The sequence below is a fragment of the Nocardiopsis synnemataformans genome, from assembly GCF_965343085.1.
GTDB classification, from domain to species: domain Bacteria; phylum Actinomycetota; class Actinomycetes; order Streptosporangiales; family Streptosporangiaceae; genus Nocardiopsis; species Nocardiopsis alborubida.
In genome coordinates, this window is sequence record NZ_CBDRFA010000010.1 from 115,815 (window position 1) to 141,469 (window position 25,655).

At 72.6% G+C, this 25,655-nt stretch carries 24 protein-coding genes and 2 tRNA genes; 13 read left to right on the forward strand and 13 right to left on the reverse strand.

Annotated elements, in window-relative coordinates; genetic code table 11:
• Positions 1 to 159 precede the first annotated feature (159 nt).
• Positions 160 to 726: a M48 metallopeptidase family protein gene (locus ACSIH6_RS08170; RefSeq protein WP_435107607.1), complete on the forward strand. Its 567-nt coding sequence runs from the start codon at positions 160 to 162 to the stop codon at positions 724 to 726.
• 709 nt (positions 727 to 1,435) lie between these two features.
• Here ACSIH6_RS08170 and ACSIH6_RS08175 read toward each other — a convergent pair.
• Entirely contained in the window at positions 1,436 to 2,026 is a 591-nt protein-coding gene (locus tag ACSIH6_RS08175) for an NUDIX domain-containing protein (RefSeq protein WP_435107608.1), read from the reverse strand.
• Complete coding sequence (locus tag ACSIH6_RS08180) at positions 2,027 to 3,592, reverse strand: zinc-dependent metalloprotease (RefSeq protein WP_435107609.1); 1,566 nt, start codon at positions 3,590 to 3,592, stop codon at positions 2,027 to 2,029.
• Between the two features lie 123 nt (positions 3,593 to 3,715).
• Between ACSIH6_RS08180 and ACSIH6_RS08185 the strand changes: the two genes are divergently transcribed.
• The 3 genes from ACSIH6_RS08185 (at position 3,716) to ACSIH6_RS08195 (ending at position 6,511) form a co-directional block, all read left to right on the forward strand.
• Positions 3,716 to 4,783, forward strand: a complete 1,068-nt coding sequence (locus ACSIH6_RS08185; protein WP_435107632.1) for an NAD-dependent epimerase/dehydratase family protein — start codon at positions 3,716 to 3,718, stop codon at positions 4,781 to 4,783.
• Positions 4,784 to 4,924: 141 nt separating this feature from the next.
• Positions 4,925 to 5,362, forward strand: coding sequence for a molybdenum cofactor biosynthesis protein MoaE (locus ACSIH6_RS08190; protein ID WP_017564226.1), 438 nt, complete (start codon positions 4,925 to 4,927; stop codon positions 5,360 to 5,362).
• A gap of 90 nt (positions 5,363 to 5,452) precedes the next feature.
• The gene (locus ACSIH6_RS08195; RefSeq protein WP_435107633.1) at positions 5,453 to 6,511 is read left to right on the forward strand and encodes a YlbL family protein; all 1,059 of its coding nucleotides are present in this window, start codon (positions 5,453 to 5,455) and stop codon (positions 6,509 to 6,511) included.
• Positions 6,512 to 6,695: 184 nt separating this feature from the next.
• Here ACSIH6_RS08195 and ACSIH6_RS08200 read toward each other — a convergent pair whose 3' ends face one another.
• The gene (locus ACSIH6_RS08200) at positions 6,696 to 7,217 is read right to left on the reverse strand and encodes a PPA1309 family protein (protein ID WP_435107610.1); all 522 of its coding nucleotides are present in this window, start codon (positions 7,215 to 7,217) and stop codon (positions 6,696 to 6,698) included.
• Positions 7,218 to 7,514: 297 nt separating this feature from the next.
• On the opposite strand from ACSIH6_RS08200, the gene ACSIH6_RS08205 reads away from it, so the two are divergent.
• The 3 genes from ACSIH6_RS08205 to ACSIH6_RS08215 all read left to right on the forward strand — a co-directional run bounded on the left by ACSIH6_RS08205 (position 7,515) and on the right by ACSIH6_RS08215 (position 11,137).
• On the forward strand, positions 7,515 to 10,472 hold the full coding sequence (locus tag ACSIH6_RS08205; protein WP_435107634.1) for a UPF0182 family membrane protein: 2,958 nt from the start codon (positions 7,515 to 7,517) through the stop codon (positions 10,470 to 10,472).
• 262 nt (positions 10,473 to 10,734) lie between these two features.
• A tRNA-Met gene (locus ACSIH6_RS08210) sits at positions 10,735 to 10,811 on the forward strand.
• A 249-nt stretch (positions 10,812 to 11,060) separates the two neighbouring features.
• A tRNA-Met gene (locus tag ACSIH6_RS08215) sits at positions 11,061 to 11,137 on the forward strand.
• Between the two features lie 85 nt (positions 11,138 to 11,222).
• On the opposite strand, the gene ACSIH6_RS08220 is transcribed toward ACSIH6_RS08215, so the two are convergent.
• The 5 genes from ACSIH6_RS08220 to hisN all read right to left on the reverse strand — a co-directional run bounded on the left by ACSIH6_RS08220 (position 11,223) and on the right by hisN (position 15,833).
• Positions 11,223 to 11,942: an ABC transporter ATP-binding protein gene (locus tag ACSIH6_RS08220; RefSeq protein WP_435107611.1), complete on the reverse strand. Its 720-nt coding sequence runs from the start codon at positions 11,940 to 11,942 to the stop codon at positions 11,223 to 11,225.
• Positions 11,943 to 12,980 carry a permuted SH3 domain-containing protein gene (locus ACSIH6_RS08225; protein ID WP_435107612.1) on the reverse strand — a complete coding sequence of 346 codons (1,038 nt, stop codon included), beginning with the start codon at positions 12,978 to 12,980 and terminating at the stop codon, positions 11,943 to 11,945.
• Between the two features lie 10 nt (positions 12,981 to 12,990).
• Positions 12,991 to 14,250, reverse strand: a complete 1,260-nt coding sequence (locus ACSIH6_RS08230) for an ABC transporter permease (RefSeq protein ID WP_435107613.1) — start codon at positions 14,248 to 14,250, stop codon at positions 12,991 to 12,993.
• Between the two features lie 198 nt (positions 14,251 to 14,448).
• Positions 14,449 to 14,964 carry a hypothetical protein gene (locus ACSIH6_RS08235; protein WP_435107614.1) on the reverse strand — a complete coding sequence of 172 codons (516 nt, stop codon included), beginning with the start codon at positions 14,962 to 14,964 and terminating at the stop codon, positions 14,449 to 14,451.
• A gap of 62 nt (positions 14,965 to 15,026) precedes the next feature.
• The gene (hisN, locus tag ACSIH6_RS08240; RefSeq protein ID WP_435107615.1) at positions 15,027 to 15,833 is read right to left on the reverse strand and encodes a histidinol-phosphatase; all 807 of its coding nucleotides are present in this window, start codon (positions 15,831 to 15,833) and stop codon (positions 15,027 to 15,029) included.
• Positions 15,834 to 15,989: 156 nt separating this feature from the next.
• Here hisN and ACSIH6_RS08245 point away from each other — a divergent pair, with 156 nt between their 5' ends.
• Entirely contained in the window at positions 15,990 to 16,574 is a 585-nt protein-coding gene (locus ACSIH6_RS08245) for a TetR/AcrR family transcriptional regulator (protein WP_017564236.1), read from the forward strand.
• Positions 16,575 to 16,587: 13 nt separating this feature from the next.
• Complete coding sequence (locus ACSIH6_RS08250) at positions 16,588 to 16,878, forward strand: DUF2087 domain-containing protein (RefSeq protein WP_017564237.1); 291 nt, start codon at positions 16,588 to 16,590, stop codon at positions 16,876 to 16,878.
• A gap of 167 nt (positions 16,879 to 17,045) precedes the next feature.
• Here the strand turns inward: ACSIH6_RS08250 and ACSIH6_RS08255 are convergent, their stop codons facing one another.
• A complete protein-coding gene (locus ACSIH6_RS08255) occupies positions 17,046 to 17,936 on the reverse strand; it encodes an NAD(P)-dependent oxidoreductase (RefSeq protein ID WP_435107616.1) in 891 nt (296 codons plus the stop codon).
• A 95-nt stretch (positions 17,937 to 18,031) separates the two neighbouring features.
• Here ACSIH6_RS08255 and ACSIH6_RS08260 point away from each other — a divergent pair, with 95 nt between their 5' ends.
• Positions 18,032 to 18,397 (forward strand): winged helix-turn-helix transcriptional regulator, encoded by a 366-nt coding sequence (locus tag ACSIH6_RS08260; protein ID WP_435107617.1) that lies wholly within the window; start codon positions 18,032 to 18,034, stop codon positions 18,395 to 18,397.
• A 3-nt stretch (positions 18,398 to 18,400) separates the two neighbouring features.
• Here ACSIH6_RS08260 and ACSIH6_RS08265 read toward each other — a convergent pair whose 3' ends face one another.
• Genes ACSIH6_RS08265 through aroA form a run of 3 tightly spaced genes read right to left on the reverse strand, consistent with a single transcriptional unit; the run spans position 18,401 to position 21,015 of the window.
• Positions 18,401 to 18,628, reverse strand: coding sequence for a hypothetical protein (locus ACSIH6_RS08265; protein WP_435107618.1), 228 nt, complete (start codon positions 18,626 to 18,628; stop codon positions 18,401 to 18,403).
• Positions 18,629 to 18,655: 27 nt separating this feature from the next.
• Complete coding sequence (gene rsgA, locus ACSIH6_RS08270) at positions 18,656 to 19,672, reverse strand: ribosome small subunit-dependent GTPase A (RefSeq protein WP_435107619.1); 1,017 nt, start codon at positions 19,670 to 19,672, stop codon at positions 18,656 to 18,658.
• Positions 19,669 to 21,015, reverse strand: coding sequence for a 3-phosphoshikimate 1-carboxyvinyltransferase (gene aroA, locus ACSIH6_RS08275; protein ID WP_435107620.1), 1,347 nt, complete (start codon positions 21,013 to 21,015; stop codon positions 19,669 to 19,671). Before aroA ends, rsgA begins: the two co-directional genes overlap by 4 nt.
• Before the next feature lie 238 nt (positions 21,016 to 21,253).
• On the opposite strand from aroA, the gene ACSIH6_RS08280 reads away from it, so the two are divergent.
• Entirely contained in the window at positions 21,254 to 22,429 is a 1,176-nt protein-coding gene (locus tag ACSIH6_RS08280; RefSeq protein ID WP_435107621.1) for a cysteine desulfurase family protein, read from the forward strand.
• Between the two features lie 103 nt (positions 22,430 to 22,532).
• Here the strand turns inward: ACSIH6_RS08280 and ACSIH6_RS08285 are convergent, their stop codons facing one another.
• Positions 22,533 to 23,219: a peptidylprolyl isomerase gene (locus ACSIH6_RS08285; RefSeq protein WP_435107622.1), complete on the reverse strand. Its 687-nt coding sequence runs from the start codon at positions 23,217 to 23,219 to the stop codon at positions 22,533 to 22,535.
• A 317-nt stretch (positions 23,220 to 23,536) separates the two neighbouring features.
• Here ACSIH6_RS08285 and ACSIH6_RS08290 point away from each other — a divergent pair, with 317 nt between their 5' ends.
• Together ACSIH6_RS08290 and ACSIH6_RS08295 are read left to right on the forward strand one after the other, a co-directional pair.
• Positions 23,537 to 24,349: a helix-turn-helix domain-containing protein gene (locus ACSIH6_RS08290; protein WP_435107623.1), complete on the forward strand. Its 813-nt coding sequence runs from the start codon at positions 23,537 to 23,539 to the stop codon at positions 24,347 to 24,349.
• 66 nt (positions 24,350 to 24,415) lie between these two features.
• Positions 24,416 to 25,624 carry an amidohydrolase gene (locus ACSIH6_RS08295; RefSeq protein WP_435107624.1) on the forward strand — a complete coding sequence of 403 codons (1,209 nt, stop codon included), beginning with the start codon at positions 24,416 to 24,418 and terminating at the stop codon, positions 25,622 to 25,624.
• The last annotated feature ends 31 nt before the right edge of the window (positions 25,625 to 25,655 follow it).

A 25,655-nucleotide genomic window follows, 5' to 3' on the forward strand; every position in this document is an offset into this window, starting at 1 on the left:
CCGTCCCACAGCCGAAAAACGGCCCTGGTCAGGGCGGAATGTGCTACCGGTCCGTGTTTTTCGGTTACGTTGCGGGAGTCGGAGAAGCCGACAGATCGGCGACATAACAGGACAGGACACACCTGTGCTGGAGCGCCTCGCTCGGCTACCGTAAAGTTCGTGCTCTCGAACACCAAAATCGAGGTACGACGCAGTCCTCGTCGCCGCCGCACGGTGTCGGCCTACAGGGACGGGGACACCACGGTCGTCCTCGTGCCCGCGACGTTCTCCCGCGCAGAGGAAAAGCGCTGGGTGGGCCGCATGCTGCAACGACTGGAGGCCCGCGAGGGGCGCCGCAACCCCGGCGACGCCGAACTCCACGAGCGCGCGCTGGAACTGGCCCGCCGCTACCTGGACGGCACCGAGCTCCCCGAGAGCGTGCGCTGGGTGGACAACCAGAACTCGCGCTGGGGGTCGTGCACCCCCGAGACCCGCACGATCCGCATCTCCCGCCGCGTCGCCGGAATGCCCTCCTGGGTCGTGGACTACGTCCTCATCCACGAGCTCGCGCACCTGTTCATCCCGCACCACGGCCGGGAGTTCTGGGACCTGGTGCGCCGCTACCCCAAGGCCGAGCGGGCCCGCGGCTACCTGGAGGGCTTCAGCGCAGCCTCCCGCGCCGAGTCCGGCGAGCCCTTCGGCGCCGAGGAAGAGCTCGACGCCGCCGAGGTCGCCTTCGAGGAGTGATCGGAGCGGCGCTCCGCCCCAGGGGGTGACCCTTGTCAGGTGACCTTAGCCAGGCACCGGTAGGGCGTGCGGGTTCCCCGTCCGCCGAAGGGGGGTGGGTGGTCGTGGTGGGTTCTGGCTTCAGGGTTCAGTGTTGGGGGCGGGGACCGACTGAGGGCAAGTTCGCCTAGCGAACTTGGCGAAGGAGATCCCTTGACTCCGGTCACTCCAGGTGTCTGGTTGGCGTCACGAGGGCGGTCGGGAGAGTGCCGGGTGGAACGCCACCGGGAGTGGCCCCTCAGCCATCTGGGGACGGGGGGTCAACACGGTTTAGACCACAGTCACCACGAAGCCCTGCACGTGACCGGGCGTCGTAGGGGGTCCGCACGTTGTAGAGCGGACCGGCGTCAGCAACCAGGCACCCGTAGGGCCCGGGCTGGCGCTGGGTGCGGCGGGGTTGGCGTAGAGCGGACCGGTATCGACAACCAGGCCACCGAGCGCTACGCCACCAACTACGGCTGACCCGACGTGAACGGCCCCGCCGGAGAGCTCCGGCGGGGCCGTCGTGTGCCATGGGAGCGCGGGGACGCGACCAGTGCCCGCCTCAACGGGCGCACGAGCCAGCGCGCGCCCGCGTTTCGGGGCAGTGCGTGCCCGTGCCTGCTTTCCGCGTCGACGGGCGCCCGGGCTCGGGCCACCCCGCACTCGCGTTCCGCACTCGCGTTCAGTGTCAGCCCGTTCCCGGGTCCGTGCCCAGAGGGCGGGTGGACAAACGCAGGCGCTCGGCCACAGCCCGGGCGGCGGTGCGCACCAGGGAGCGGCACACCTCGTCAGAGGGCTCAGGCAGGTCGTCCACCGGGAACCAGCCCAGGTCGGCCGACTCGTCGGGGTCGCGCACCAGAACCGCGTCCTCGGGTGCGACCACCGCGTACTGCACGTCCAGATGGAAGCTGCCGCCCCCGCAGGGCACCGCGTGGCGGTCCAGCCCGACGGGCTCGGGCAGCAGGGTGAGCCCCCGGATGCCCGACTCCTCGGCCGCCTCGCGCAGCGCCGCCGCGCCCAGGGTGGTGTCCTCCGGCTCGCAGTGCCCGCCGGTCTGCAACCAGATCCGGTGGATCCGGTGCAGGGTGAGCACCGCGCGCGAGCCGTCGGCGGAGATGATCGCCGTGCTGGCCGTCACGTGGCCGGGCAGGCAGGAGCGCCACATCCCGTCCCCGTGCGCGTCCAGGTGGTCGAGGTAGGAGCGGCGCAGCTCCTCCTGTCGGGCGTCGGGCGCGGTCCACGCGCCCAGCACCGCCCGGGCGTCCGCGTGCAGTGACACCTACGCGCCCTCTCCCCGGTCTCCCCGGCCGTCGTCCTCGTGGCCGTCCCGGTGGTCGGCGTCGGAGGAGCCCTTGCCGGACCGACCCTCATCCGAGGAGCCCTCACCGGACTTGCCCTCAGCCGAGGAGCCCTTGCCGGACCGCTCCTCATCCGACGCGTCCTCGTCGGCCCCCGCCCTGGCCTCCGCCCTCTTCTGGCCGGGGGCGTCCCCGGTCAGCGAGGAGATGTCGAAGTCGGCGCCGCCGAACTCGTCACCGCCCCCGCGCACGAAGGCCTCCGGGTCGTCCAGGTCGTCACCGGTGGGCATCAGGTCCGGGTGCTCCCAGACCGCGTCCCGGCCCTCCACGCCACGCGCCTCCTCCAGGGCGGACCACAGAGCGGACGCCTCGCGCAGACGGCGCGGGCGCAGCTCCAGGCCGACCAGGGCGGCGAACGTGTGCTCGGCGGGCCCGCCGGTCGCCCGGCGGCGCCGGGTCGCCTCGGCCAGGGCGTCCGCCTGCGGCAGACGGCCGGACACCGCGGACGAGACCACGGTGGCCACCCAGCCCTCGATCAGCGCCAGGGTGGTCTCCAGCCGGGCCAGCGCGGCCTTCTGCTGCGGGGTGTCCTCGGGCTGGAGCAGTCCCTCGCCCCCGACGCCGCCCAGGGCCTCCTGGAGCGCCTCGGGGTTGGTGAGGTCGATCTCACCGAGCCGGTCCTCCAGGCCGCTGATGTCGAAGGACATCCCGTCCGCGTACTCGTTGACCAGCCGGGACACGTGCGAGCGCAGCCACGGCACGTGCGAGTACAGCCGGTGCACGGCGGCCTCGCGGGCGGCCAGGTACAGGCGCACCTCGTCCTCGGGGACCTCCAGGCCCTCGCTGAAGCGCGCCACGCCGGAGGGCAGCAGCGCCGCGCGGCCCTCACCGGCCAGGGGCAGCCCGATGTCGGCGGTGCCGACCACCTCGCGGGACAGCTCGCCCACGGCCTGGCCCGCCTGGCGGCCGACCATCATGTTGCCCATCTGCTGGATCATGCCCAGCAGCGGACCGGCGACGGACCGCATCTCCTCGGGCAGGTTCTGCCCCATCGACCGGACGGTCTTGCTGGTCAGCGGGTCGCACAGCTGCACCCACGAGTCCATCGTCCGCTCGATCCACTCCGACCGGCTCCAGGCCTGGGCGGTGTGGACGCCCGACGGCAGGTCGGTAGCCTGGTCGAGCCACAGGTCGGCTAGGCGCAGGGCCTCCTCGACCCTTGTGTAGTCGGACGCCGGGACGCTCGGGTCGCCCTCCTGGGCGACCGTCTGGCGTGCGACGTCCTTGGCCATGTCCCAGTTCACCCCGGACGACGACTTCTGGTCGCCGCCGGGACCGGGACCGGGTTGGGCCGACATCATGTCGGCGAACTGACGCAGCATGTTGGCCATCTGCTGCGGGTCGCCGAACGGGAAGCCGTCCGGCGTTCCGGATCCTCCTCCGCCCGGGCCGCCGCTGCCGGCACCCGAGCCGGAGTCGCCAGAACGGCGTCCGGACTCGTCATCGGGATCGTTCGGCATGCTGAAACCGAATGGCAGGTCGCTCACAATCAGACCTCAGGCAGGATTAGGTTTGGTCTCCACTGTCACGTTAGCTGGGAGTCGCCCGGAGTGAATACCGAAAGCAGCCAGGTTCGCCCAGAGCACAGCCCCTCCGAGGGAACGGGCACGGTGGTCGCTGTCACCGGTGCCGCCTCCGGGGTGGGCCGGCTCCTCGTGCAACGCCTGGCCGCGCCAGAGAGTTCCGCACGCCTTCGCGAGGTCGTCGCCATCGACGCCGAACTCGCCGACCTGCGCGGTGTCACCTGGCGCATCGCCGACGTGTGCGACCCCGGACTGGTCTCCCGGCTCGGCGGGGTCGACGTGCTCGTGCACACCGCCGACGACCGCTCCCTGGAGACCCGGCCCGCGCGGCGCCGCGCGCACAACATCCGCGCGGCCCAGACGGTCCTGACCGCCGCGGCGGCCTCGGGGGTGCCCCGCGTCATCCTGGTCACCAGCACCATGGTCTACGGAGCCGCCCCCGACAGCCCCGTGCCCCTGGCGGAGAACGCGGCGCGCGTGTCCGACAACAGCGAGGGGCTCATGGGCGACTTCGCCGAGATCGAGGCCCTCGCCGAGCGCGCCCGCCGGGCCCACCCCAGTCTCACCGTCACCGTCGTGCGCCCCGCCCCGCTCGTGGGGCCCGGGCTCGACACCCTGCTCAGCCGCCACTTCTCCGCCCCGCGCCTGCTCACCGTCAAGGGGCACGAACAGCACTGGCAGTTCTGCCACGAGGACGACCTGGCCAGCGCCCTGGCCTTCTGCGCCCTGCACGGGGTGGATGGACCCGAGGGCGTGGTCGCCGTCGCCAGCGAGGGCTCCCTCACCCAGGACGAGGTGGAGGCCGTCGCCGGGATGAAGCACTTCGAGGTGCCCGCCAACCTGGCCTTCGGCGCCGTCCGCCGTCTCCACCAGGCACGGATCACCCCGGCGGCGGAGGGAGAGCTGAAGTTCCTCGTCTACCCGTGCGTGGTGGACTGCGCGGTGCTGCGCGAGGCCGGGTGGAAGCCCGCCCACGACAACGGGTCCGCCCTGGCCGCCCTGCTGGAGTCCCGCAGCGGCAGGCCCGCGCTGGTCGGCCGCAGCCTGGGCCGCAAGGAGGTCACCATCACCGCCGCGGGCGCCGCCGGAGCCGCCGCGGCGGCCATCGGCACCGCCGCCGCCATCCGCCATCTGCGCAAGCGCAAGGGGGTGTGAGGCCCGGAGCCCGTGCGCGCGGCACGTGCGGTCCTGTGCCGGGTCCGCGAACATCCGGCCGACCCCGGGGCCCGTGCGCGTGCGGCGGAACGCGCACCCGGTTCCCCACATGGGGGAACGTCCGGTTGGTACGGTCATGTCGTGGAAGAGATCACTCTCGCGTCAGTACGCGACACCCCCCTGTCGGTGGACGAGGTCCTCGCCGCGGTCTCCGACCCGCGCGCGGGCGGCACCGCGGTCTTCGTCGGCACCGTCCGCGACCACGACCACGGCCGTGACGTCGCCCGCCTGGCCTACTCCGCCCACCCGACGGTGGAGGCCCAGCTGCGCGTCGTCATGGAGAAGGTCCTCAGCGACACCTCCGTCCCGGGCCGCCCCGTGGTGCGGATGGCCGCGACGCACCGTGTCGGTCAGCTGGAGATCGGCGACATCGCGGTGGTCGTGGCCGCCGCGGCCGAGCACCGGCAGGAGGCCTTCGAGGCCTGCCGCCGCCTCATCGACGACCTCAAGGCCCAGGTGCCCATCTGGAAGCAGCAGGACTTCGAGGACGGCCGCAGCGAGTGGGTGGGCGCTCCCTGACCGTCCGCGGCGGCCGGACGGGCCGGAGGGAGGGCGGACCTCCGCGGGTCCGTGCGCGGCAATAGGCTGGGGGGCATGCTTCGTCGTGCCATGACCCTCGTTGTCGCGCTCGTCCTCCTCGTCGGGCTCGGGATCGGCAGTCTCTACCTGCCCGTGCCCTACCTGGTCGCCGCGCCGGGCCTGACCGTCAACACGGTCGGGCAGACCGACCGTGGGCCGGTCATCGAGATCGAGGGCGCCGAGAGCTACGAGCACGAAGGCACCCTGTCCATGGTGACCGTGCAGTACGCGGGCGGGCCCCAGCACCGGCTCGACTTCCTCACCGTCGTCACCGCCTGGCTCTCGCCCACCCAGGCGGTCCTGCCCGAGGAGCTGCTCTTCCCCTCGGGGCGCACGCCCGAGGAGGTCAGCCAGCGCCAGACGGTGCAGATGAACGACTCGCAGACCGACGCCACCGCCGCCGCGCTCACCCAGCTCGGCATGGAGTACGAGGCGGTCCCCGTGGTCAGCGGCACCGTCGAGGGCATGCCCGCGCACGGTGTGGTGGAGGCGGGCGACGCCGTCGTGGCCGTGGACGGCGAGCCGGTGCCCACGCGGGGCGGCGACCCCGACGTCCCCGCGGGCAGCGCCGCGGTCGTGGAGATGGTCGGCGACCGCGAGCCCGGCGACCCGGTCGGGCTCACCCTGGAGCGCGACGGCGAGACCGTCGAGGTGGAGGTCGCCAGCGAGGAGGGCGACTCGGGCGGTGCGGCGGTCGGCGTGCTCATCGCCGACGAGACCGACTTCCCCGTGGACGTGGAGATCACGATCGGCGACATCGGCGGACCCAGCGCGGGCATGATGTTCGCGCTCGGGATCATGGACCGCCTCAGTGAGGAGAGCCTCACCGGCGGCGCGGACGTCGCCGGGTCGGGCACCATCACCGCTGACGGCCGGGTCGGCGGGATCAGCGGCATCCCGCAGAAGATGGTCAGCGCCCAGCGCGACGGGGCCGAGTACTTCCTCGTGGCCGCCGACAGCTGCTCCCAGGTCTCCCAGTCGGCCGCCTACGGCGAACTGGATGTGGTCCGGGTGGAGACCCTCGGCGACGCGGTCGGGGCGCTGGAGACCATCCGTACGGGTGAGGGCGAGCTGCCGCGCTGCGAGTAGGAGCGGTGCCTCTCCGGCCCTTCGCCTCTGCGCGCGCCCTCGCGGTGCTCGCTCCGGTCCGTGCTCGGGCGCCCCGAGTACGGGAACCCTCGTCCCTGCGCGCGCACCCTCGTTCCTCGGGCGCGCGCTTCGAGCCTCCAGAACCCCGTGGGCGCCCTCGCGGTCCCCGGGCCCCGCACGCGGGTCAGCCCTGTTCGGACTCCTCGTCCAGGTCCAGGGTCAGCGCCAGCGCGGAGGTCAGCGCGGGGATGAGGTCCGCCCCGTTGAGCACCTCCGACTCGCTGTCGTGGCTGCGCATGCGCATCGCGCAGTGCCGCGAGCCGTCGCGCAGCACACCGGCGACCATGCGGATCTCCTCGGTCTCGCGGCCGGAGGAGACCGGCTGCTCGTCCGGGGCCAGGGTCTCGTCCGTGCCCTTGACCACCAGGCGCTCCATCACCAGCGCGCACCCGGCCACGCCCTCCGGCCACAGGATGCGGCCCAGCGCCTCCTCCAGCGGGACGTCGGCGGGCAGCTGCTCCTGCTCGACGGGGGTCAGCTCACCGGGGTCCGCGGGGGAGTCGATGCCCAGCAGACCGGCCAGCGCGGGCTCCGCCCGCAGCAGCTCCGCGGTCGGCACCAGGGCGTACAGGCCCAGCGGCCGGTCCCAGCCCTGCTCGGCTGCGTGGCGTTCGAGGTCCATGACGGCTTCGCGAATGTTCGACACGTTTCCATAGTGACCGATGCGGGAAGCGCGACGCTCCTGTTTTCGGACAGTAGGGTCGCCACATGGCCTTCCGGATGCGACTCCGATACAGCAACGATGCAGCCTTGTCACTCTGACGAGGGCCATTTCGGGAACCCTGCGGCCACCGATTAAGTTTTCAGTAATAGAGCGCCACACGCGCACCCATACGCACCTACCAAGCCAGAACGAGGGGGAGGCGTGAGCTTCCGATCGCCCGGCGCACCACCTGCGCGTATGCCTCGCCGATCAAGGTTGCTCGCGCCAGTCGCGGCGACCGTGGTCGTCATCATCGCGGGGCTGATGCTCGCCGCGAACTTCTGGACCGACTTCAAGTGGTTCGATTCCGTCGGCTACACCTCGGTCTTCCTGACCGAACTGTGGACCCGCGTGCTGCTGTTCGCCGTCGCCGGCCTGGTGATGGCCGTCATCGTCGGCGCCAGCATCTTCTTCGCCTACCGCTCCCGGCCCGGCATCCGGCCGATGAGCCTGGAGCAGCAGGGCCTGGACCGCTACCGGCAGTCCATCGACCCGCACCGCAAACTGTTCTTCTGGATCGCGGTGGGAGCCCTCGCGCTGCTGGCCGGAGCCGCGGCCAGCGGTGACTGGCGGTCCTACCTCCAGTTCGTGAACAGCACCGACTTCGGCGTGAACGACCCCGAGTTCGGCATGGACGTGGCCTTCTTCGCGTTCACCTACCCGTTCCTGCGCATCCTGCTCGGCTACCTGTACGCGGCGGTCATCCTGGCGTTCATCGCCGCGGTGATCGTGCACTACCTGTACGGCGGGGTCCGCCTCCAGAACGACTCCGGCCAGCGCGCCACCCCCTCGGCCCGAGTGCACCTGTCGGTGCTGCTGGGCCTGTTCGTGCTGCTGCGCGGCGGTTCCTACTGGCTGGACCGCTACGGCCTGGTCTTCTCCGAGCGCGGCTACACCTTCGGCGCCTCGTACACCGACGTGAACGCGGTCAAGACCGCGCTGCTCATCCTCACGGTCATCTCGGTCATCTGCGCCGTGCTGTTCTTCGCCAACATCTACTTCAAGAACATCATGGTTCCCATGGCCAGCCTCGGACTGCTGGTGCTGTCCGCGGTACTGGTCGGCGTGGCCTACCCCGAGATCGTCCAGCGCTTCCAGGTCGCGCCCAACGAGCAGCGCCTGGAGAGCCCCTACATCGAGCGCAACATCGAGTACACGCGCGAGGCCTACGGCATCGACGACGCCGAGGTGGAGGCCTACGACGCCACCACCGAGCTCAGCGCGCAGGACCTGGTGGAGGAGTCCCAGGACACCACCGTGCGCCTGGTCGACCCCTCCGTGGTCTCGCAGACCTTCCAGCAGATGCAGCAGGTCCGCGGCTTCTACCAGTTCCCCGAGGTGCTGGAGGTCGACCGCTACCCGAACTCCGAGGGCAACCTGATCGACACGATCGTGGCCGTCCGCGAGCTGGACGGGCCGCCCGCCGACCAGGACAACTGGCTCAACCGGCACCTGATCTACACCCACGGCTACGGCATGGTCGCCGCCGCGGGCACCCAGATCGACGCCGAGGGCCGACCGGTCTTCACCGAGTACAACATCCCTCCGCGCGGTGAGCTGAGCGACGTCGTCGGCGAGTACGAGCCGCGCATCTACTACGGCCGCGAGGGCGCCGAGTACGCCATCGTCCAGGCCGAGGAGGAGTACGACTACCCCCTCGACGCCGAGGAGGAGACGGGCGACGTCCCGACCCCGGAGGACGCCGTCGAGGCCGAGGTCACCCCGAGCCCGGACGAGGCCCGCGCCCCGGCCGACGCCGACCAGGAGGCCGCGGAGCAGACCGCCGAGGAGGCTCCCGCGGAGGGCGAGGGCCAGGGCGGCGAGGGCGGTGAGGGCGCCGAGGAGGGCAGCGACTCGCAGGCCTACAACCGCTACGACGGCGACGGCGGCGTCCAGCTGGCCAGCTTCTTCGACCGGATCCTGTACGCGATCAAGTACCAGGAACCCAACATCCTGCTCAACAGCGCCATCACCGACGACTCGCGCATCATCTACGAGCGCGACCCGGTGGAGCGCGTGGAGAAGGTGGCCCCGTACCTGACCACGGACAGCCGCCCCTACCCGGCGGTCGTCGACGGCCGGGTCGTGTGGATCGTGGACGCCTACACCACGTCCGACGGCTACCCGTACGCCAACCGGATCGACTTCACCCAGGCGGTGACCGACACCTTCACCGACGGCTCGGCCCAGCAGGTGGGCGCGCTGCCGGGCAACGAGGTCAACTACATCCGCAACTCGGTGAAGGCCACCGTCGACGCCTACGACGGCACCGTCACCCTGTACGCGTGGGACGAGGCGGACCCGGTCCTCCAGACCTGGATGGACGCCTTCCCCGGGACCGTCGTCAGCAGGGACCAGATGAGCGAGGAGCTCATCGACCACCTGCGCTACCCGGACGACCTGTTCAAGGTGCAGCGCCAGATCATGCGCGAGTACCACGTGACGGACGCCGCGGCCTACTACGGCGGTCAGGACTTCTGGTCGGTCCCCAACGACCCGACCAACGAGACCGAGGCCCCCGAGCCGCCCTACAGGCAGACCATCCAGTACCCGGGTGAGGAGTCGACCTTCTCGCTGACCAGCACGTTCGTGCCGCGCGGCCGCGAGAACCTGGCGGCCTTCATGGCGGTGGACAGCGATCCGCGCTCCGAGGACTACGGCCAGCTCAAGCTGCTGGAGCTGCCGCGGAGCACGGTGATCCTCGGCCCCGGGCAGGTGCAGAACGCCTTCGACTCCGACGCCGACGTCCGCGAGGTGCTGCTGCCGCTGGAGCAGTCCAACGCGGAGGTGACGCGGGGCAACCTGCTCACGCTGCCGTTCGCCGGGGGCCTGCTCTACGTCGAGCCGCTGTACGTGCAGGCGGGCGGCGGCGGAGCCGCCTCCTTCCCGCTGCTCCAGCAGGTCATGGTCGGCTTCGGTGACGAGGTGGCCATCGGCAACAGCCTGCCGGACGCGCTCAGCAACCTCTTCGACGGAGAGGGCACGCCACCCGAGGAGGGCGCCGAGGAGGCCCCCGAGGAGGAGGCCGGAGCCGGTGACGGCGGAGGCGGCGAGGGCGGCGGAGGCAACCAGGACCTCACCGACTCCCTCAACGAGGCCGTCGAGGCCTGGGAGGAGGCCCAGCAGTCCAACGAGGAGGCCAACGACCGCCTGCGTGAGGCGCTGGAGGACATCCAGCAGCAGCTGGACGAGAACTGAGTCCCGCCCTCCGGCGGTGACCGCTCCGTGAGGGGGCGGGGGTCCTCGGACCCCCGCCCCCTCCGGCGTTCCGAGGAGGCCGTGTCCGGGGGCCTCCGCGTCCCCGGGACCCGTGCCCCTGGGAGAGCCACGGGGGCGGCGCCCGCGAGGGCTTCACGGGCCCTGTGCCCGGCGCCCGTGAGGGCTCCGCGGGCCCGCTGGCACGTCCCACTCCGCCGATTTGGGTTTTTGTTCAGGGCGCGCTACTGTGTAGACACAACGACGCGGGGTGGAGCAGTTCGGTAGCTCGCTGGGCTCATAACCCAGAGGTCGCAGGTTCAAATCCTGTCCCCGCTACCAGACCCGGACCCGGGAGAAATCCCGGGTCCGTCGGTTTTCCTTTCTCCTCCTTTTCGGAGGAGAGTGGAAGCGGACGCCCTCCAGGGGGAGTCCGGGTGGTCGGACCAGGGTGCAAGCGCTGGTAGGATTGCCGAAGGCGGTCGGGAAACCGACTACCACAGGGTGGGATCTCCACCGGTTTTCTCCAAGGAAACTCAGGGAAAACCGATTTGCCACCGGGGGCTAAACCCCCTAAAATAGAGATCACGACGCGGGGTGGAGCAGTTCGGTAGCTCGCTGGGCTCATAACCCAGAGGTCGCAGGTTCAAATCCTGTCCCCGCTACCAGCAAAACGCCGGGCGCATTCAGCGCCCGGCGTTTTTCGTGCGCCCGCGCGCCGCTGCGCCGCCCGGTCTCCCGGGCGGCGCGCGTTCAGCGGGTGCGGCCCTCCACGAGTTCGACCACGCGGTCGGCTCGCTCGGCCACCTTGGGGTCGTGGGTCACCACGACCACCGCGGCGTCGCGGATCCGGGCCTGCTCCAGCAACTGGTCCATGATCATGGTGCTGCTGGCGGCGTCCAGGGCGCCCGTGGGCTCGTCGGCGAGGATCAGTGCGGGTTCCCGGCTCAGCGCCCGCGCCAGGGCCACACGTTGCTGCTCACCGCCGGAGAGCTGGTGCGGCTGCGAGTGCAGCCGGTGCCCCAGCCCCACGGTCTCCAGCAGCTCGCGGGCCCGCGCCCGGCGGCGCAGCAGCGGCACGCCGCCGAGCACCATCGGCACGCCGACGTTGGCCAGGGCGGTCCGCCGCTCCAGCAGGTGGAACTGCTGGAACACGAAACCGACCCCCTCGCCGCGCAGGCGCGACCTCGGACCCTCTCCCAGGCGGGTGGTGTCCACGCCGTCGAACGTGTACGTGCCGCCGCTGGGCCGGTCGAGCAGGCCCAGCACGTTGAGCAGGGTGGACTTGCCCGAACCGGACTGGCCGACGATCGCCACCACCTCTCCCCGCCCCACCCGGAACGTGCAGTCGTGCAGCACGTCGATCCGGGTCCCCGACACCGTGAAGTGCCGGGTCATCCCCTCCACGTCCAGCAGGGGCGCCGGACGGGAGCGGCGCGGCCCGGCCTCGGGGTCCGGTGCGTCGACGGACATCTAGCCCTCACCCTCCTCGGCGAACTCGTCCTTGGAGCCGTGCGCGCCGGGCACGTCGAACCGGGGGTCGAGCGGGATCGGGTCCAGGACCCTCTCACCGACGCTCAGCCCCTCGGTGACCTCGACGGACGACCCGTCGGAGACGCCCAGTTCCACCTCGTGGGTCTCCTCGGTGCCGTCCTCGCCCACCACCACGACCTCGCCCGACCCGGCGGTGCCGCGCACCGCGGTCACGGGGACGATGAGCGCGTTCGCGGCCGCGCCGGTGCTGACCGACAGCTGTCCCAGCACGCCCTCGAAGACCTCCAGGTCGGCGGGCACCCGGCAGGCCAGTTCGGCCCCGCCGCCGCTGCCGCCACTACCGTCGCCCCCGGCGTCCTCGCCGCCCCCGGCCTCGGGGACGGCGCCGCCGCCCCCGGCCGTGCCCAGGGACAGGAACTCGCACGCGGCCGCGGGTGGCCCCTGGTCGATCTGGAGCAGGATGTCCCCGGGGTCCTCGTAGAACCGGTAGAGGTCGTTGGGCGGGATCGACGCGACGGCGCGGAACGCCTCGGGGGCGACCTTGGCCACCACCGCGCCGGGCTCCAGCACGTCGCCGACCAGGACGTCCTCCAGCCCCGACACCGTTCCGGCGGCGGGCGCGTACAGGGTGATCTCCTCGGTCGCGGGGGCGTCGGTGACCTCCCCGCCCTCCCCGGTGACGGGCGCGTCCCCGGCGGGCACCCTCACATTGACGATCGGGGCGCCGTGGTCGACCTCGGCGCCCTCGCCCACCCACAGGTGGGAGACCGTGCCCCCGTTGCGGGCCTCGACCGTCTCGCCGGGCTCGGCCCGGACGACGGCGTCCAGCACCAGCACGGAGCTGACCTCGCCCATCACCACCTCGACCGGTGCCCCGCCCACGTCCAGGGCGGCCTGCTGCGTACCCGCGTCCTCTCCGGCGCCCGGGCCGCCCAGACGGGACACCAGGAGGTAGCCGGCGCCGGTCAGTCCTCCCACGAGGACCAGGACCGCGCCGATGATGATCCACTTCTTCACGTGATCTCTCCTATTCCCGGAGGCCGGCGACCACGGACGCGCGCAGCGCCCGCATCGCGGGGATGATCCCGGCCAGCATCCCGACGAGGGCGGCGCTGCCCAGGCCGACGAGTACTCCGGACGCGGGGATGTTCAGGGGTACGTCGGCGGGCAGCGACACGAGGTTCTCCAGCACCGCGCCGCCCGCGGCCAGCAGGGCCCAGCAGGCGGCGAGCGCGATGAGCCCGGCCACCAGGGACACCACGACCGACTCCATGACCACGGCCACGAACAGGGTGAACCGGCTCGCGCCCAGGGCGCGGTAGGTGGCCAGTTCGCGGCGGCGCTCGCGCACGGTGACCAGCCCCACGTTGAGCACGCCCAGCAGGCCGGTGGTGAGGGTGACGGCGGCGATGCCGGTGAGACCCCAGGACATGTAGGTGATGACCTGGCCGACCTCCTCGGCGTAGTCCGTGCGGTAGGCCATGACGGCGTCCCGCTCCTCCACGCCCCAGCGCCAGGACACCGACGCCAGGCGGTCGGCGAAGACCTCGCCCCACGGGTCCTGCGCCGCGGGGTCGCGCGGGTCGATCCGCACCTGGTAGGTGGTCATGTCGCCCATGAGGAACGGGTCGGCCGACTCCTCCTCCTGCTCCTGCGCGCCGGTGGAGGTTCCGAAGAGCAGTTCCTCGGAGGAGGGGGCGCGCAGCAGGTAGGCGCTGTACCAGCCCATGTCCAGCGCGGAGCCCTCCAGGACGCCGACGACGCGTACGTCCGTCCACCGGCCGGTGCCGATCTGGACGCGGGTGAGGTCGCCCAGCGCGTTCGCGAGTTCCTCGTTGACGACCATGACCGGGGCCAGCGACTCGGTGTCGGCCTCGGTGAACCAGCGGCCCTCGGCCAGGTTCATCCGCCGGATGTCGCCCAGGGTGGGGTCCACGCCGAGGAACTCCACGTCGGGCAGGACCGAGCCGCCGGCGCGGATCGCCGGGAGCTCGGAGGGCCTGTGGTAGATCGAGATGTCCTGGCCGCCCGCCCTGACCAGGTCCTCCTCGAAGGCGGCGCGGTCGGTGACCCGGCCCTGCACGGTGACCTCCAGGGTCGCCGGGCGGCCCGCGTTGGCCTCGCTGTAGGCGGTGGCGAAGCGCTGGCCGAAGTCGCTGGCGCTGACCACGAGGATCAGCGCGCCGACACCGACGACGATGCCCGCGCAGGACAGGATGGTCCGGGCCACGTTGGCCCGTGACCCGGCGAAGGCCAGCACGATCCCGGCTGTGAGGGAACGCAGCATTCGGCCCCTTCCCGTGATGTCTGTGAGATTCGGACGCCGCGACGGCGGCGCCGGGATACCCGCGGGGGTGGCGGGGTTTCACCAGACTCATCGTGGAAGGAGGCGGTTTCGGTTCAGCCCGACCGAAGGAATTTCGGGCCGCCGTTTTGGACCGCGCACTGGAGAGGGAGCGGACGGGAACGCGGCGGGGCCGGGGCCTCAGGCCGCCTCGAAGCCGTCGCAGGTGAGCGGTGCCCCGGAGCCGGTGTCCGACCAGACCACCGTGTGCACCCCCGCGGAGGGGGAGTCCTCCGCGCCCTCGAAGTCGTCGGGGTAGCGCACGCGGGTCCACTCGCCGGACGCGACCGCCGCCTCGGTGGCGGCGGTGCCGCCGCGGGGTCCGATGACGGAGACGGTCACCGAGGCGGTGCCCGCGTCCTCCGGAGCCAGGACGCCCAGTTCGACGGGGCCGTCCGCGGTCACGCGCGGCACCTCGGTGCGCCAGGGGTGGGCGGCCCGGCTGTCCACGGCGGGCACGCACAGGTACCTGGCGGGGTCGAACGCGGTGTCGGGGACGCCCAGGCCGGGGCCCTCACCCTGGACGGAGGAGCGCACGGTGTCGGCGATCATCTCGCGCAGCTGTTCGGGGCTGTGCCCGTGGCCGCCGCCGCAGGCGGTGGCCAGCAGGACCGCGGCCGCGCACAGGAAGAACCGGAGGGGTGTCGTGGTCAGCACACCACCGCACGTTACTACCTACGGTGGCTTCGTGTGCACCCACTGTCATTATCGGGATGGGGTCAGACGCGGTGCAGCGGGGTGGGGCCTCCGTTGAGCCAGGTCAGCACCTGGTCGTGGATCGCGCCGTTGGTGCACACCAGGGGGCCGCCGTCCTTGAAGCCCTCGCCGCGCAGGTCGGTGGCCCGACCGCCCGCCTCCTCCAGGATGACGGGCAGCGGCGCGGCGTCCCACAGCGACAGCTCGGGCTCGGCGGACACGTCCACGGCGCCCTCGGCGACCATCACGTGCGACCAGAAGTCGCCGTAGGCGCGGGTGCGCCAGACCGAGCGGGTCAGGCCGAGGAAGGAATCGAGGCGGCCCTGCTGTTCCCAGCCGGTCAGCGAGGAGAAGCTCAGGGAGGCGTCCGACAGCTCCGACACCTCGGACACGTGGCAGCGCGAGGCCTTGGACAGGCTGCGGCCCTGCCATGCGCCGCCGCCCCTGGAGGCCCACCAGCGGCGGTACAGCGCCGGGGCCGAGACCACGCCCACCACGGGCCTGTCGCCCTCCAGCAGGGCGATCAGGGTCGCCCACACCGGGACGCCGCGCACGTAGTTCGCGGTGCCGTCGATGGGGTCGATGACCCACACCCGGTTGCTGTTGCCCGTCTTGCCGTACTCCTCGCCCACCACGGCGTCGCGGGGCCGGGCGCGGGAGAGCACGCTGCGCAGCGTCTCCTCCACCATCCGGTCGGCCTCGGTGACGTGGGTGAGGTCGGGTTTGGTGTCGACGACGAGGTCAAGCGCCCGGAAGCGCTTGAGCGCGATGTCGTCGGCAGCGTCGGCGAGCACGTGGGCCAGCCGCAGATCATCGTCAAAGGACACCATGACCGGTAACGCTACCCTCACGGGCACGAACATGCCCAAAGGGGCGCACGCGCGTGACCAGAGTGTTAGTTCCCCGCCGCCGGAGTCCGAGGGAACGGCGGCCCGGTGGGGAGCGTCAGGGGTGTCGTCCGCGGCGGCGGATGCGAGGATGGGGACATGGACACCGCGAACCGACAGGGGCGCGCCGAGGGCACCTCGGCGCGGGAGCGGTTGTTGGACGCCGCCTATGCCGAGGTCGTCTCGGGTGGGTGGTCCGACCGGCGCATGGTGGACATCGCGGCGGTCGCCCGGGTGTCGCGCCAGACCCTGTACAACGTGTTCGGCAGCAAGGAGGGCCTGCTCCAGGCCGTCGTGGTACGCGAGGTCAACGCGCTGCTCGACCGGGTGGTGCGCCTCCTGGAGGAGGAGGGCGAGGACCCGCCGCACGCGGTGAGCCGGGCCACGCGCCTGGTGCTGCTGTCCGCCCGCGACAACCCGCTGCTGCGCGCGGTGGTGACCGGGGACCACGGGCTCCTGCCGGTGCTCACCACGCGCGCCGAGCCCCTGCTGGACGTCCTGGGCGAGCGCATCACCGCCCTGTTGGGGGAGCGCTATCCGGAGCTGGCCGACTCCGCAGCCGAGGTCGCGGCCGACGTCGCCCTGCGCCTGACGGTGTCCTACTCGCTGCAACCCATCGACCCCGACGAGGCCGCGCGCAGGGTCGAGACGGTCGTGCACGGGATGCTGATGGTCGGCCGCTGAGAGGAGTGGCGGCGTGGTGGAGGGCCCGCTGACGGAGAGCGAGCGCCGGGAGGTGCTGCGCGCCTGCATGGCCGACGGGCGGATCACCGCGATCCCGGTCCGCCGCGCCGCCCGGCTGATCCTGCTCGACCAGGTGGCCCGGGCCTTCGAACCGGGGGTCCGCTACAGCGAGGCCGAGGTCAACGCGGTCCTGAGCGGGTTCAGCGCGAACGTGGCGGTGCTGCGCCGCGGCCTGGTCGACGAGGGGTTCATGGAGCGCGACCGCACCCGGTACTGGCGCTGCGGCGGAACCGTGGAGGTCTAGCGCCCGCCGGAAACGCCGACGTTGCGGCGTCCCAGGGGAGGACAGTCCGGCCCGCGGACGGTGAGGGAGATTTTCCAACAAACCCCAGTCGGGCACCCGTCGAGCTGACAGCGATGGTGCCCGGCTGAGATTTCTGGGACGTTGACGGTGCGACGGCCCGGCCGCGTTCAGCGGCGGGACGCGGCGAGCAGGTCCACCACCCCCGTACCGTCCTCGTCGCCATGGCCCCGGGCGAGGCGGCGCTCCATCAGCTCCGCGTACGGCACCAGGAGTTCGGCGCTCACCCCCTGCTCCTCAGCGGTGCGCAGCAGGGTCCGGTTGCCCCGTACCTGCATGGCGAGGTTGGAAACGACGCCCGTGGTGTAGTCGCCGCTCTCCAACTGCTCCGCAGTGGTGTGGACGCCGAAGGTGATCGTGCCCAGCCAGTCCGCCAGTAGGGACGCGAACCCCTTCAGCGGCACGTCCTCGCCGCGGACCAGGGCGAAGGCATGCGCGACCCCGGCGAACATGCCGTTCATCGCGCTGAGCAGGGCCACGTCGTGCAGATCGGCCATCCCGGCGTCCTCGCCGACGAACACGGTCCCGGCCACGGCGGACAGGGCCGCCTCGTGCTCGGCGAAGGCCTCCTCGGAACCGCTGTAGAACACGTACCCGCCCGAGCCGGAGGCGCCGATCATCGGTGGAACGGCCATGACGCCGCCGCTGACGAAGCGGGCGCCGCGCCCACGCGCCCACTCCGCGCGGGCCCGGGCCTGGTCCGGCGTCCCTGTGGTGACGTTGAACAGATCACGGCCCGCCAGGTCGGTGTCGGCCAGCACCGCGCCGACGGAGTCGTCGTCGAGCAGGCAGGTCACCACCAGGCGGGCTGAGGCGATCGCCTCAGCCGCCGTCGCGGCGACGTGGGCGCCCTCCCGGGCCAGCGGCTCGGCCCGGGACGGGGTCCGGTTCCAGACGGTCAGCGGGTACCCGGCGGCGAGCCAGGCGCGGGCGAGGGCGGTGCCCATGTCCCCGAGCCCGAGCAGGGCGACGCGGGGCTTCTCGGTGTCGTGTGCGTTCATGTGCACTAGGCTCGTCGCCCGTCGGAGCCCCGACAAGTACGCACTTCCAAGTGCGTGCGCACTCCGGGGTAAGCATGCAGGCGGGAGGGAGGGCGATGGCCGTCGTACGGAGGCCCGGCGCGTACCACTGCGGTATCGACGCGGCGATGGACGTCATCGGCGGCAGGTGGAAGGTGCTCGTCCTGTGGGCGCTCGAGGAGGAGCCGCGCCGCTTCGGCGAGCTGCGCCGCATGCTCGACGGCGTCACCGAGAAGGTCCTGGCCTCCCACCTGCGCGAGCTGGAGCAGGACGGGATCGTGCGCCGACGGGACTTCGGCGAGGTCCCGCCCCGGGTCGAGTACTCGCTCACCCCGCTGGGGGAGTCCCTGAACGAGGCCCTGGCCCCGCTCGGGGCCTGGGGCCGCGCGCACGTCCTGGGACCGGACCGCCCGACCCCTGAGGAGTCCAGGACGGCCCCCTGACGCTCAACCACCCGTCCGGTGCCTGCCCGCGCCGCCGCGACGTCTGAGGAGCCGCACGAAGACGGCCAGCTGCCACGCGAGAGTGATGACGGCGAGCCCGAGGAGCGCACAGGCGAGGACCGTCAGGTCCGGTCCGCCGCGTTCCTCCCACATGTGCAGGAGCACCGCCGACGCGGTGAGGAGCCCACCAGCACCGGTCACCGCGGTCACGCGTCTGTTGTTGTCCTCCATGGGGACGCCTCCTGGGGGTGGAGCCGGTCAGGACTCCGTCTCGTCAGTGTCCCCGGTGTCCCCCTCGCGGCTGGTGAGCAGGCGACGCAGGGAGGCCACGCGGTCCGGGTCGAGTTCTCCGCGCTCCAGCGCGGCCTGGATCGCGCAGCCGGGGGCGTCGGGCTGGTGGGAGCACCCCGCAGGGCAGTCCTCGGCGGCCTCGGCCAGGTCCGCGAAGCCCTCGACGATGTCCTCGGGGTCGATGTGGGCCAGGCCGAAGCTGCGCACGCCCGGGGTGTCGATCAGCCAGCCCCCCTCGAAGGGCAGCGCGGCGGCGGACGTGGAGGTGTGGCGGCCGCGCCCGGTGACGGCGTTGACGTGGCCCACGGCCCGGTCGGTGCCGGGGACGAGCCGGTTGACCAGGGTGGACTTGCCCACTCCGGAGGAGCCCACGAGCACGGTGGTGCGGTCGGCCAGGCGGGCGCGCAGGCCGTCCAGACCGCTCTCGGGGTCAAGCACCTCGTAGGGCACGCCCAGGGGCGCGTACACCCGCACCAACTCGTCCGGGGCGGCCAGGTCGGCCTTGGTCAGGCACAGCAGGGGGGCGAGCCCGGCGTCGTAGGCGGCGACCAGGCAGCGGTCCACGAAGCGCGGCTGCGGCGCGGGGTCGGCCAGGGCGCAGACGATCGCCAGCTGGTCGGCGTTGGCCACGATCACCCGCTCGACCGGGTCGGTGTCGTCGGCCGTGCGTCTGAGCACGGACGCGCGCTCCCTGACCCGCACGACACGGGCCAGGGTGTCGGGTCTGCCGGACAGGTCGCCGACCACGTCGACGCGGTCGCCGACCACGATCGAGCCGCGGCCGAGCTCACGGGCCTTCATCGCCACGACGGGAACGCCGTTCACCAGGCAGCGGTACCGGCCCCGGTCCACAGCGGTGACCAGGCCCTCCACGGCGTTCTCGTGCTTGGGCCGGGTGCGGGTGCGGGGGCGCGAACCGCCCCGGGCGCGCACGCGGATGTCGTCCTCGTCCAGGTGGCGTCCCCCGCCCCGCGTGCGGCTCATGCCAGGGCCTCCGCCCACAGACCCGGGAAGTCGGGCAGGGTCTTGCGCGTGGTGGCGATGTTCTCCACCTCCACCCCGGGCACCGCGAGCCCGATCACCGCTCCCGAGGTGGCCATCCGGTGGTCGTCGTAGGAGTGGAACACCCCGCCGTGCATCGGGCGCGGGTTGATGACCAGTCCGTCGGGCAGCTCCTCGGCGTCGCCGCCCAGCCGGTTGATCTCGGCGGCCAGCGCGGCGATGCGGTCGGTCTCGTGGCGGCGCAGGTGCGCGATGCCGGTCAGCCGGGAGGGGGTCGTGGCGAGCGCGGCCACGGCGGCGACGGTGGGCGTGAGCTCGCCCACGTCACGCAGGTCGGCGTCGATGCCCAGGATCCGGCCGGTGCCGCGCAGGGTGAGCAGCCCCTCGGGCGAGCGGGAGACCTCGCCGCCCATCCGGGTGAACAGCGAGCGCAGCTCGTCGCCGGGCTGGGTGGTGTGCTCCGGCCAGTCCTCGACCGTCACCTCGCCCCCGGTGACCAGGGCGGCGGCCAGGAAGGGCGCGGCGTTGGACAGATCGGGCTCCACGGTGATGTCGGAGACCTTGACCGGTCCGGGCTCGACCCTCCAGGAGTTGTCGGCGGTGGACACGGTGACCCCGGCCGCGCGCAGCATCTCCACGGTCATGTCCAGGTGCGGCTGGGAGGGCACGGGGGGCCCGGAGTGGCGCACGTGCACACCCTCGGTGAAGCGGGCGCCGCTCAGGAGGAGGGCCGACACGAACTGGGAGGAGCCGGACGCGTCGAGCGTCACCTCGCCGCCGCGCACGGCGCCGGTGCCGTGCACGGCCATCGGCAGCGCGCCGCGGCCGCCGTCGTCGATGTCGGCGCCCAGGGCGCGCAGCGCGGCCAGCAGTTCGCCCACGGGCCGCTCGCGGGCACGCGGGTCACCGTCGAACTCCACGGTGCCCGAGGCCAGGGCCGCCACCGGTGGCACGAACCGCATCACCGTGCCCGCGTTGCCGACGTCGACGGAGGCCGGGCCGCGCAGCGGGGCGGGGGTGACCGCCATGTCCTCCCCCTCCGCGGCGATCCCCGTGCCCAGGGCGCGCAGGGAGCCCGCCATCAACTCGCTGTCCCGGCTGACCAGCGGACGGCGCACCAGACACGGTGTCTCCGACAGGGCGGCCAGGACCAGCGCGCGGTTGGTCATCGACTTGGACCCCGGCAGCGACAGCCGGGCGCGCACCGGCCGCTCGGCCGTGGGCGCGGGCCAGTGCCCGCCGGGGGTCCCGGCGGAGCGCGGGGACGTGGCGGTGTCGGGGTTCTGGCCGGACTGGACGGGCTGCGAGGACGCGGGCTCAGGCATGACACAAGGTTATCGGGATCGGCGCGGCCGCAGGCGAACGCCTTCCCGCCTGTGGACAACTCGTCGGACGGGAGCGGTGCCCGCTTCGGCGGCATGTCCGGAGACCGGTCCGGCGGTCGGTCCGGTGCCCCGCTTCGGTCGCGGTTCCGGCGGTCGGTCCGGCGGTTGGCCCGGCGGCGCGTCCGTCAGGGGCCCGGAGCGGCCGGACGGCCCGGGACGGACGTATCCTTGTCAGGCCATGGTGTATCTGGATCACGCTGCCACGACCGACGTGCGCCCCGAGGCCGCCGCCGACATCGCGGCCGAGCTCGGCGCCCTCGGGAACCCGTCGTCCCTGCACGCCCACGGGCGCGCCGCGCGCCGCACGGTGGAGGAGGCGCGCGAGCGCCTGGCCGGGGCGCTCGGCTCGACCCCGCACGAGGTGGTCTTCACCGGGGGCGGCACCGAGTCGGACAACATCGCCGTCAAGGGCCTGTACTGGGCGCGCAACGCGCCCGGCGCCCGCAGGCCCAGGATCCTCACCAGTGCCGTCGAGCACCACGCCACCCTCGATCCCGCGCACTGGATGGCCGAGCACCAGGGCGCGGTGCACGAGAAGGTTCCCGTGGACGCGTTGGGACGGGTGGACCCCGAGGCCCTGCGGGAGACGATCGAGGGCGGCTCCGGGCCCGAGGCGGTCGCGCTCGTGTCGGTCATGTGGGCCAACAACGAGGTGGGCACGGTGCAGCCGGTCCGGGAGCTGGCCGCCGTCGCCGCCGAGTACGGCATCCCCTTCCACACCGACGCCGTTCAGGCCGTGGGCGTGGAACCGGTCGACTTCGCCGCGAGCGGGGTGAGCGCGCTGACGGTCAGCGGACACAAGCTCGGCGGCCCGGTGGGCGCGGGCGCGCTGCTGGTCGCGCGCGGCCTGGCCCCGGCACCGGTCCTGCACGGCGGCGGCCAGGAACGCGACATCCGCTCGGGCACCCTGTCCCCGCCGCTGCTGCGCGGGCTGGCCACGGCCGTCCACCTGGCGGTCGCCGAACGCGAGGAGCACGCCAAGCACCTGGCGGCCCTGCGCGACGAACTGGAGGAGGGGGTCCGCGCCGCGGTCCCCGACGCGGTCGTCAACGGCGACCCCGCGCGCAGGCTGCCGGGAATCTCGCACATCTCCTTCCCCGGCTGCGAGGGGGACGCGCTGCTCATGCTCCTGGACGCCAAGGGCATCTCCTGCTCGACCGGTTCGGCCTGCTCGGCGGGGGTGGCCCAACCCAGCCACGTGCTGCTGGAGATGGGCGCCGACGCCGGGACCGCGCTGAGCAGCCTGCGCCTGTCGCTGGGCCGCACCTCCACCCGGGAGGACGTGGCGGCGCTGGCGCGGGCCATCGGACCGGCCGTGGAGCGGGCCAGGGCCGCGCGCGCCAGACGTCGCTAGTGCCCTGACCACAAGGGTTCGCCGGGGCCACCCCCTCGTGGCACACCAGCAACGTTTCTGGCCAGTCCACTTGAGGGACGCGGCGGCCCCGAACACGGAGCGGCTACTCCGCGCGGTGCACGGTGACGGACTCGATGGTCACGTCCTGGGCGGGGCGGTCGTTCATGTCGGTCTCCGCGTTGGCGATGCCGTTCACCACCTCCATGGAGGACTCGTCCGCGACGTGCCCGAAGATCGTGTGCAGGCCGTTCAGGTGCGGGGTGGGCTCGACGGTGATGAAGAACTGCGAGCCGTTGGTGTCCGGGCCGCGGTTGGCCATGGCCAGCACGCCCGGCTCGGAGAACTCCCGGCCGGAGTCGAACTCGTCCTCGAAGGTGTAGCCCGGGCCGCCCTGACCGGTGCCCTGCGGGTCGCCGCCCTGGATCATGAACCCGTCGATCACCCGGTGGAACACGGTGCCGTCGTAGAACGCGGCCTCGCCCGTCGCCGGGTTGGGCACGCCCTCGCCCTCGGCGAGGCCCACGAAGTTGGACACCGTGACGGGCGCCTCCTCGGGGAACAGCTCCAGTTCGATGTCGCCCTCGCTGGTGTGCAGCGTGGCGCCCTCGACTCCGGTGACGTCCACCTCGGCGGGGCTGCCGGTCTGCTCGGAGGTGGTCTCCTCCGGCGTGCCGCCGCCCTCCGAGCCGCCCTGGTCGGCCGGGGCTGCGGCACCGTTGGCGCAGGCGGAGGTGGCGAGCAGGGCGGTGCAGGCCAGGAGGGCTGTCGCCGGGAGGGGCAGAAGCTTCATCGGTTCACTTCCGGAGAATGAGGATCGCGGCTGGGCGGCACACAGGCTACTCGGCCGGGGGAAGTGCCCTCGTCAGCGGGTTGGCTTTCCGTCATGGCGTGACCACGGTCCGCCCCCGCGGCCGCCCCTGCGGCCGCCCCCGCGACCGCTCCCGCCGCCCCGCCGTGAGGCCCCGATGACTTGTCACGGATCGCCGTACCCGTCCGGTCGCTTGACCGGCGACCCCGGCACGGGAGAGGGTCGGAAGAGGACGGGGCGGGGCGCCGGCGGTGTGCCGGGAGCGAGGCCTCGTCGGGCGCTGGAGGGAGGGAAGTGGATTGAACACCGCACTGCCGTCCGCGATGTGGCTCCCCTTCGCCGCGAGGGTACTGCGCGCGCGCTCCGACAGGGGGCTCTCACGCGCCGAACTCGCCGCGACGGTGGGGGTGACCGACGACAAGCTCCGCGAGGTGGAGAACGCGCACTGCCGACCTGCCCGCTCGCTGGTCGAACGGGTGGACAACGCCCTGGGCGCCGAGCACCAGCTCGTGGACGCCTGGGCGATCACCCTCCAGGCGGAGGCCTTCCCCAACGAGTTCGGCGACCAGCGCGAGCTGGGCGTCCACGCCACCCACCTGTGGGAACACCAGCCCATGGCGGTCCCGGCGTTCCTGCGCACCCGCGAGTACTCGCGCGCGGTGCTGCGCCCGCGCCATCCGGACCTGACCCCGGACGAGGTCGAGGAGATGGTGGAGGAGGAGATGGCCCATCGGGCCGCGATGACCGGAACGGAGGGGCCCGTGCTGCGGGTGGTCCTCAACGAGTCGGCCCTCCAGCGCCCGCAGGGCGGCGCCGCCGTCCTCAACGCCCAGCGCGACTTCCTCGCCGACCTGATCGAGGCGGGCATCGTCACCCTGGGCGTGATCCCCGAGCAGACCCCGAACCACCCCGGCCTGGGCGGCGCCTTCCGGCTGATGGAGTTCGCCGACCGACCCAGCATGGTCTACGCGTTCGCGGCCGAGGGCGGGGACCTGACCGCCGAACCCGAGCAGGTGGGCCGCTGCACCACGGTGCGCGAAGCCATCGAGGCCGCGACCGTGGAACTCACGCCGGGGTCGGCACTGCTCACCGCCCGCTGGCCGGCGGGGTAGCGGGCCGCCCGCCGAAACCCCCGGAGGCCTTGGGGGTACGCCCCGTGATGGGCTAGGTTGCCCGCCATGGATATCGCGATCACATCCGGATACGTCGTCCCCGTCGACGGAGACCCCATCGACGGGGGCACCGTCCTCATCTCCGACGACCGGATCGCCGCCGTCGGCGCCGACGTCACGGTCCCCGAGGGGGCCACCGTCGTCGACGCCTCCGGCAAGTGGGTGCTCCCCGGCTTCGTGGAGGCCCACGGCCACATCGGCATCGACGAGGAGGGCGTCGGCTGGGCCGGTGACGACACCAACGAGATGACCGACCCCAACGGCGCCCGCATGCGCGCGCTGGACGCCATCAACCCCGCCGACCGCGGCTTCGCCGACGCCCTGTCCGGAGGCGTCACCAGCTCGGTCGTCAAGCCCGGTTCGGGCAACCCCATCGGCGGCCAGACCGTGGCGGTCAAGTGCTGGGGCCGCAGCATGGAGGACCGCCTGATCCGGCACCCGGCCAGCGTCAAGAGCGCCCTGGGTGAGAACCCCAAGCGGGTCTACGGCAACAAGGACAAGCTGCCCTCCACCCGCCAGGGCGTGGCCGCCGTCATCCGCGACGCCTTCACCAAGGCCCAGGACTACCGGGCCAGGCGCGAGCACGCGGCCTCGGAGGGCACCCCGTTCGACCGGGACAACACCCTGGAGGTGCTGGTCCGGGTCCTGGACGGCGAGCTCCCGTGGTGCCAGCACACGCACCGCGCCGACGACATCCACACCGCGATGCGCCTGTCCGACGAGTTCGGCTACCGGCTGATCATCAACCACTGCACCGAGGGCCACCTGCTGGCCGACGAGATCGCCGAGCGCGGTATCCCCGTCATCACCGGCCCGCTCATGACCAGCCGCTCCAAGGTGGAGGTCAACAACAAGACCCTGGCCAACCCCGGCATCCTCGACCGGGCGGGCGTCAAGGTCGCCCTGACCACCGACCACCCGGTCGTCCCGATCGAGTTCCTGGTCCACCAGGCCACCCTGTGCGTCAAGGAGGGCATGGACCCGGTCTCCGCGATCCGCGCCCTCACGGTCAACCCCGCCGAGATCATGGGCATCTCCGACCGGGTCGGCTCCCTCAGGCCGGGCCTGGACGCCGACGTGGTCGTGTGGTCGGGCGACCCGCTGGACGTGATGAGCCGCGCCCTGCGCGTGTTCGTCGACGGCCGCGAGGTCTACACCTACGACGAGCGCACGCGCGAGCGCACCGTGCTCGACGCCTACTACCGCGAGCGCTGAACGGCCGAGCCGGGGCTCCCGGCCCAGGGCC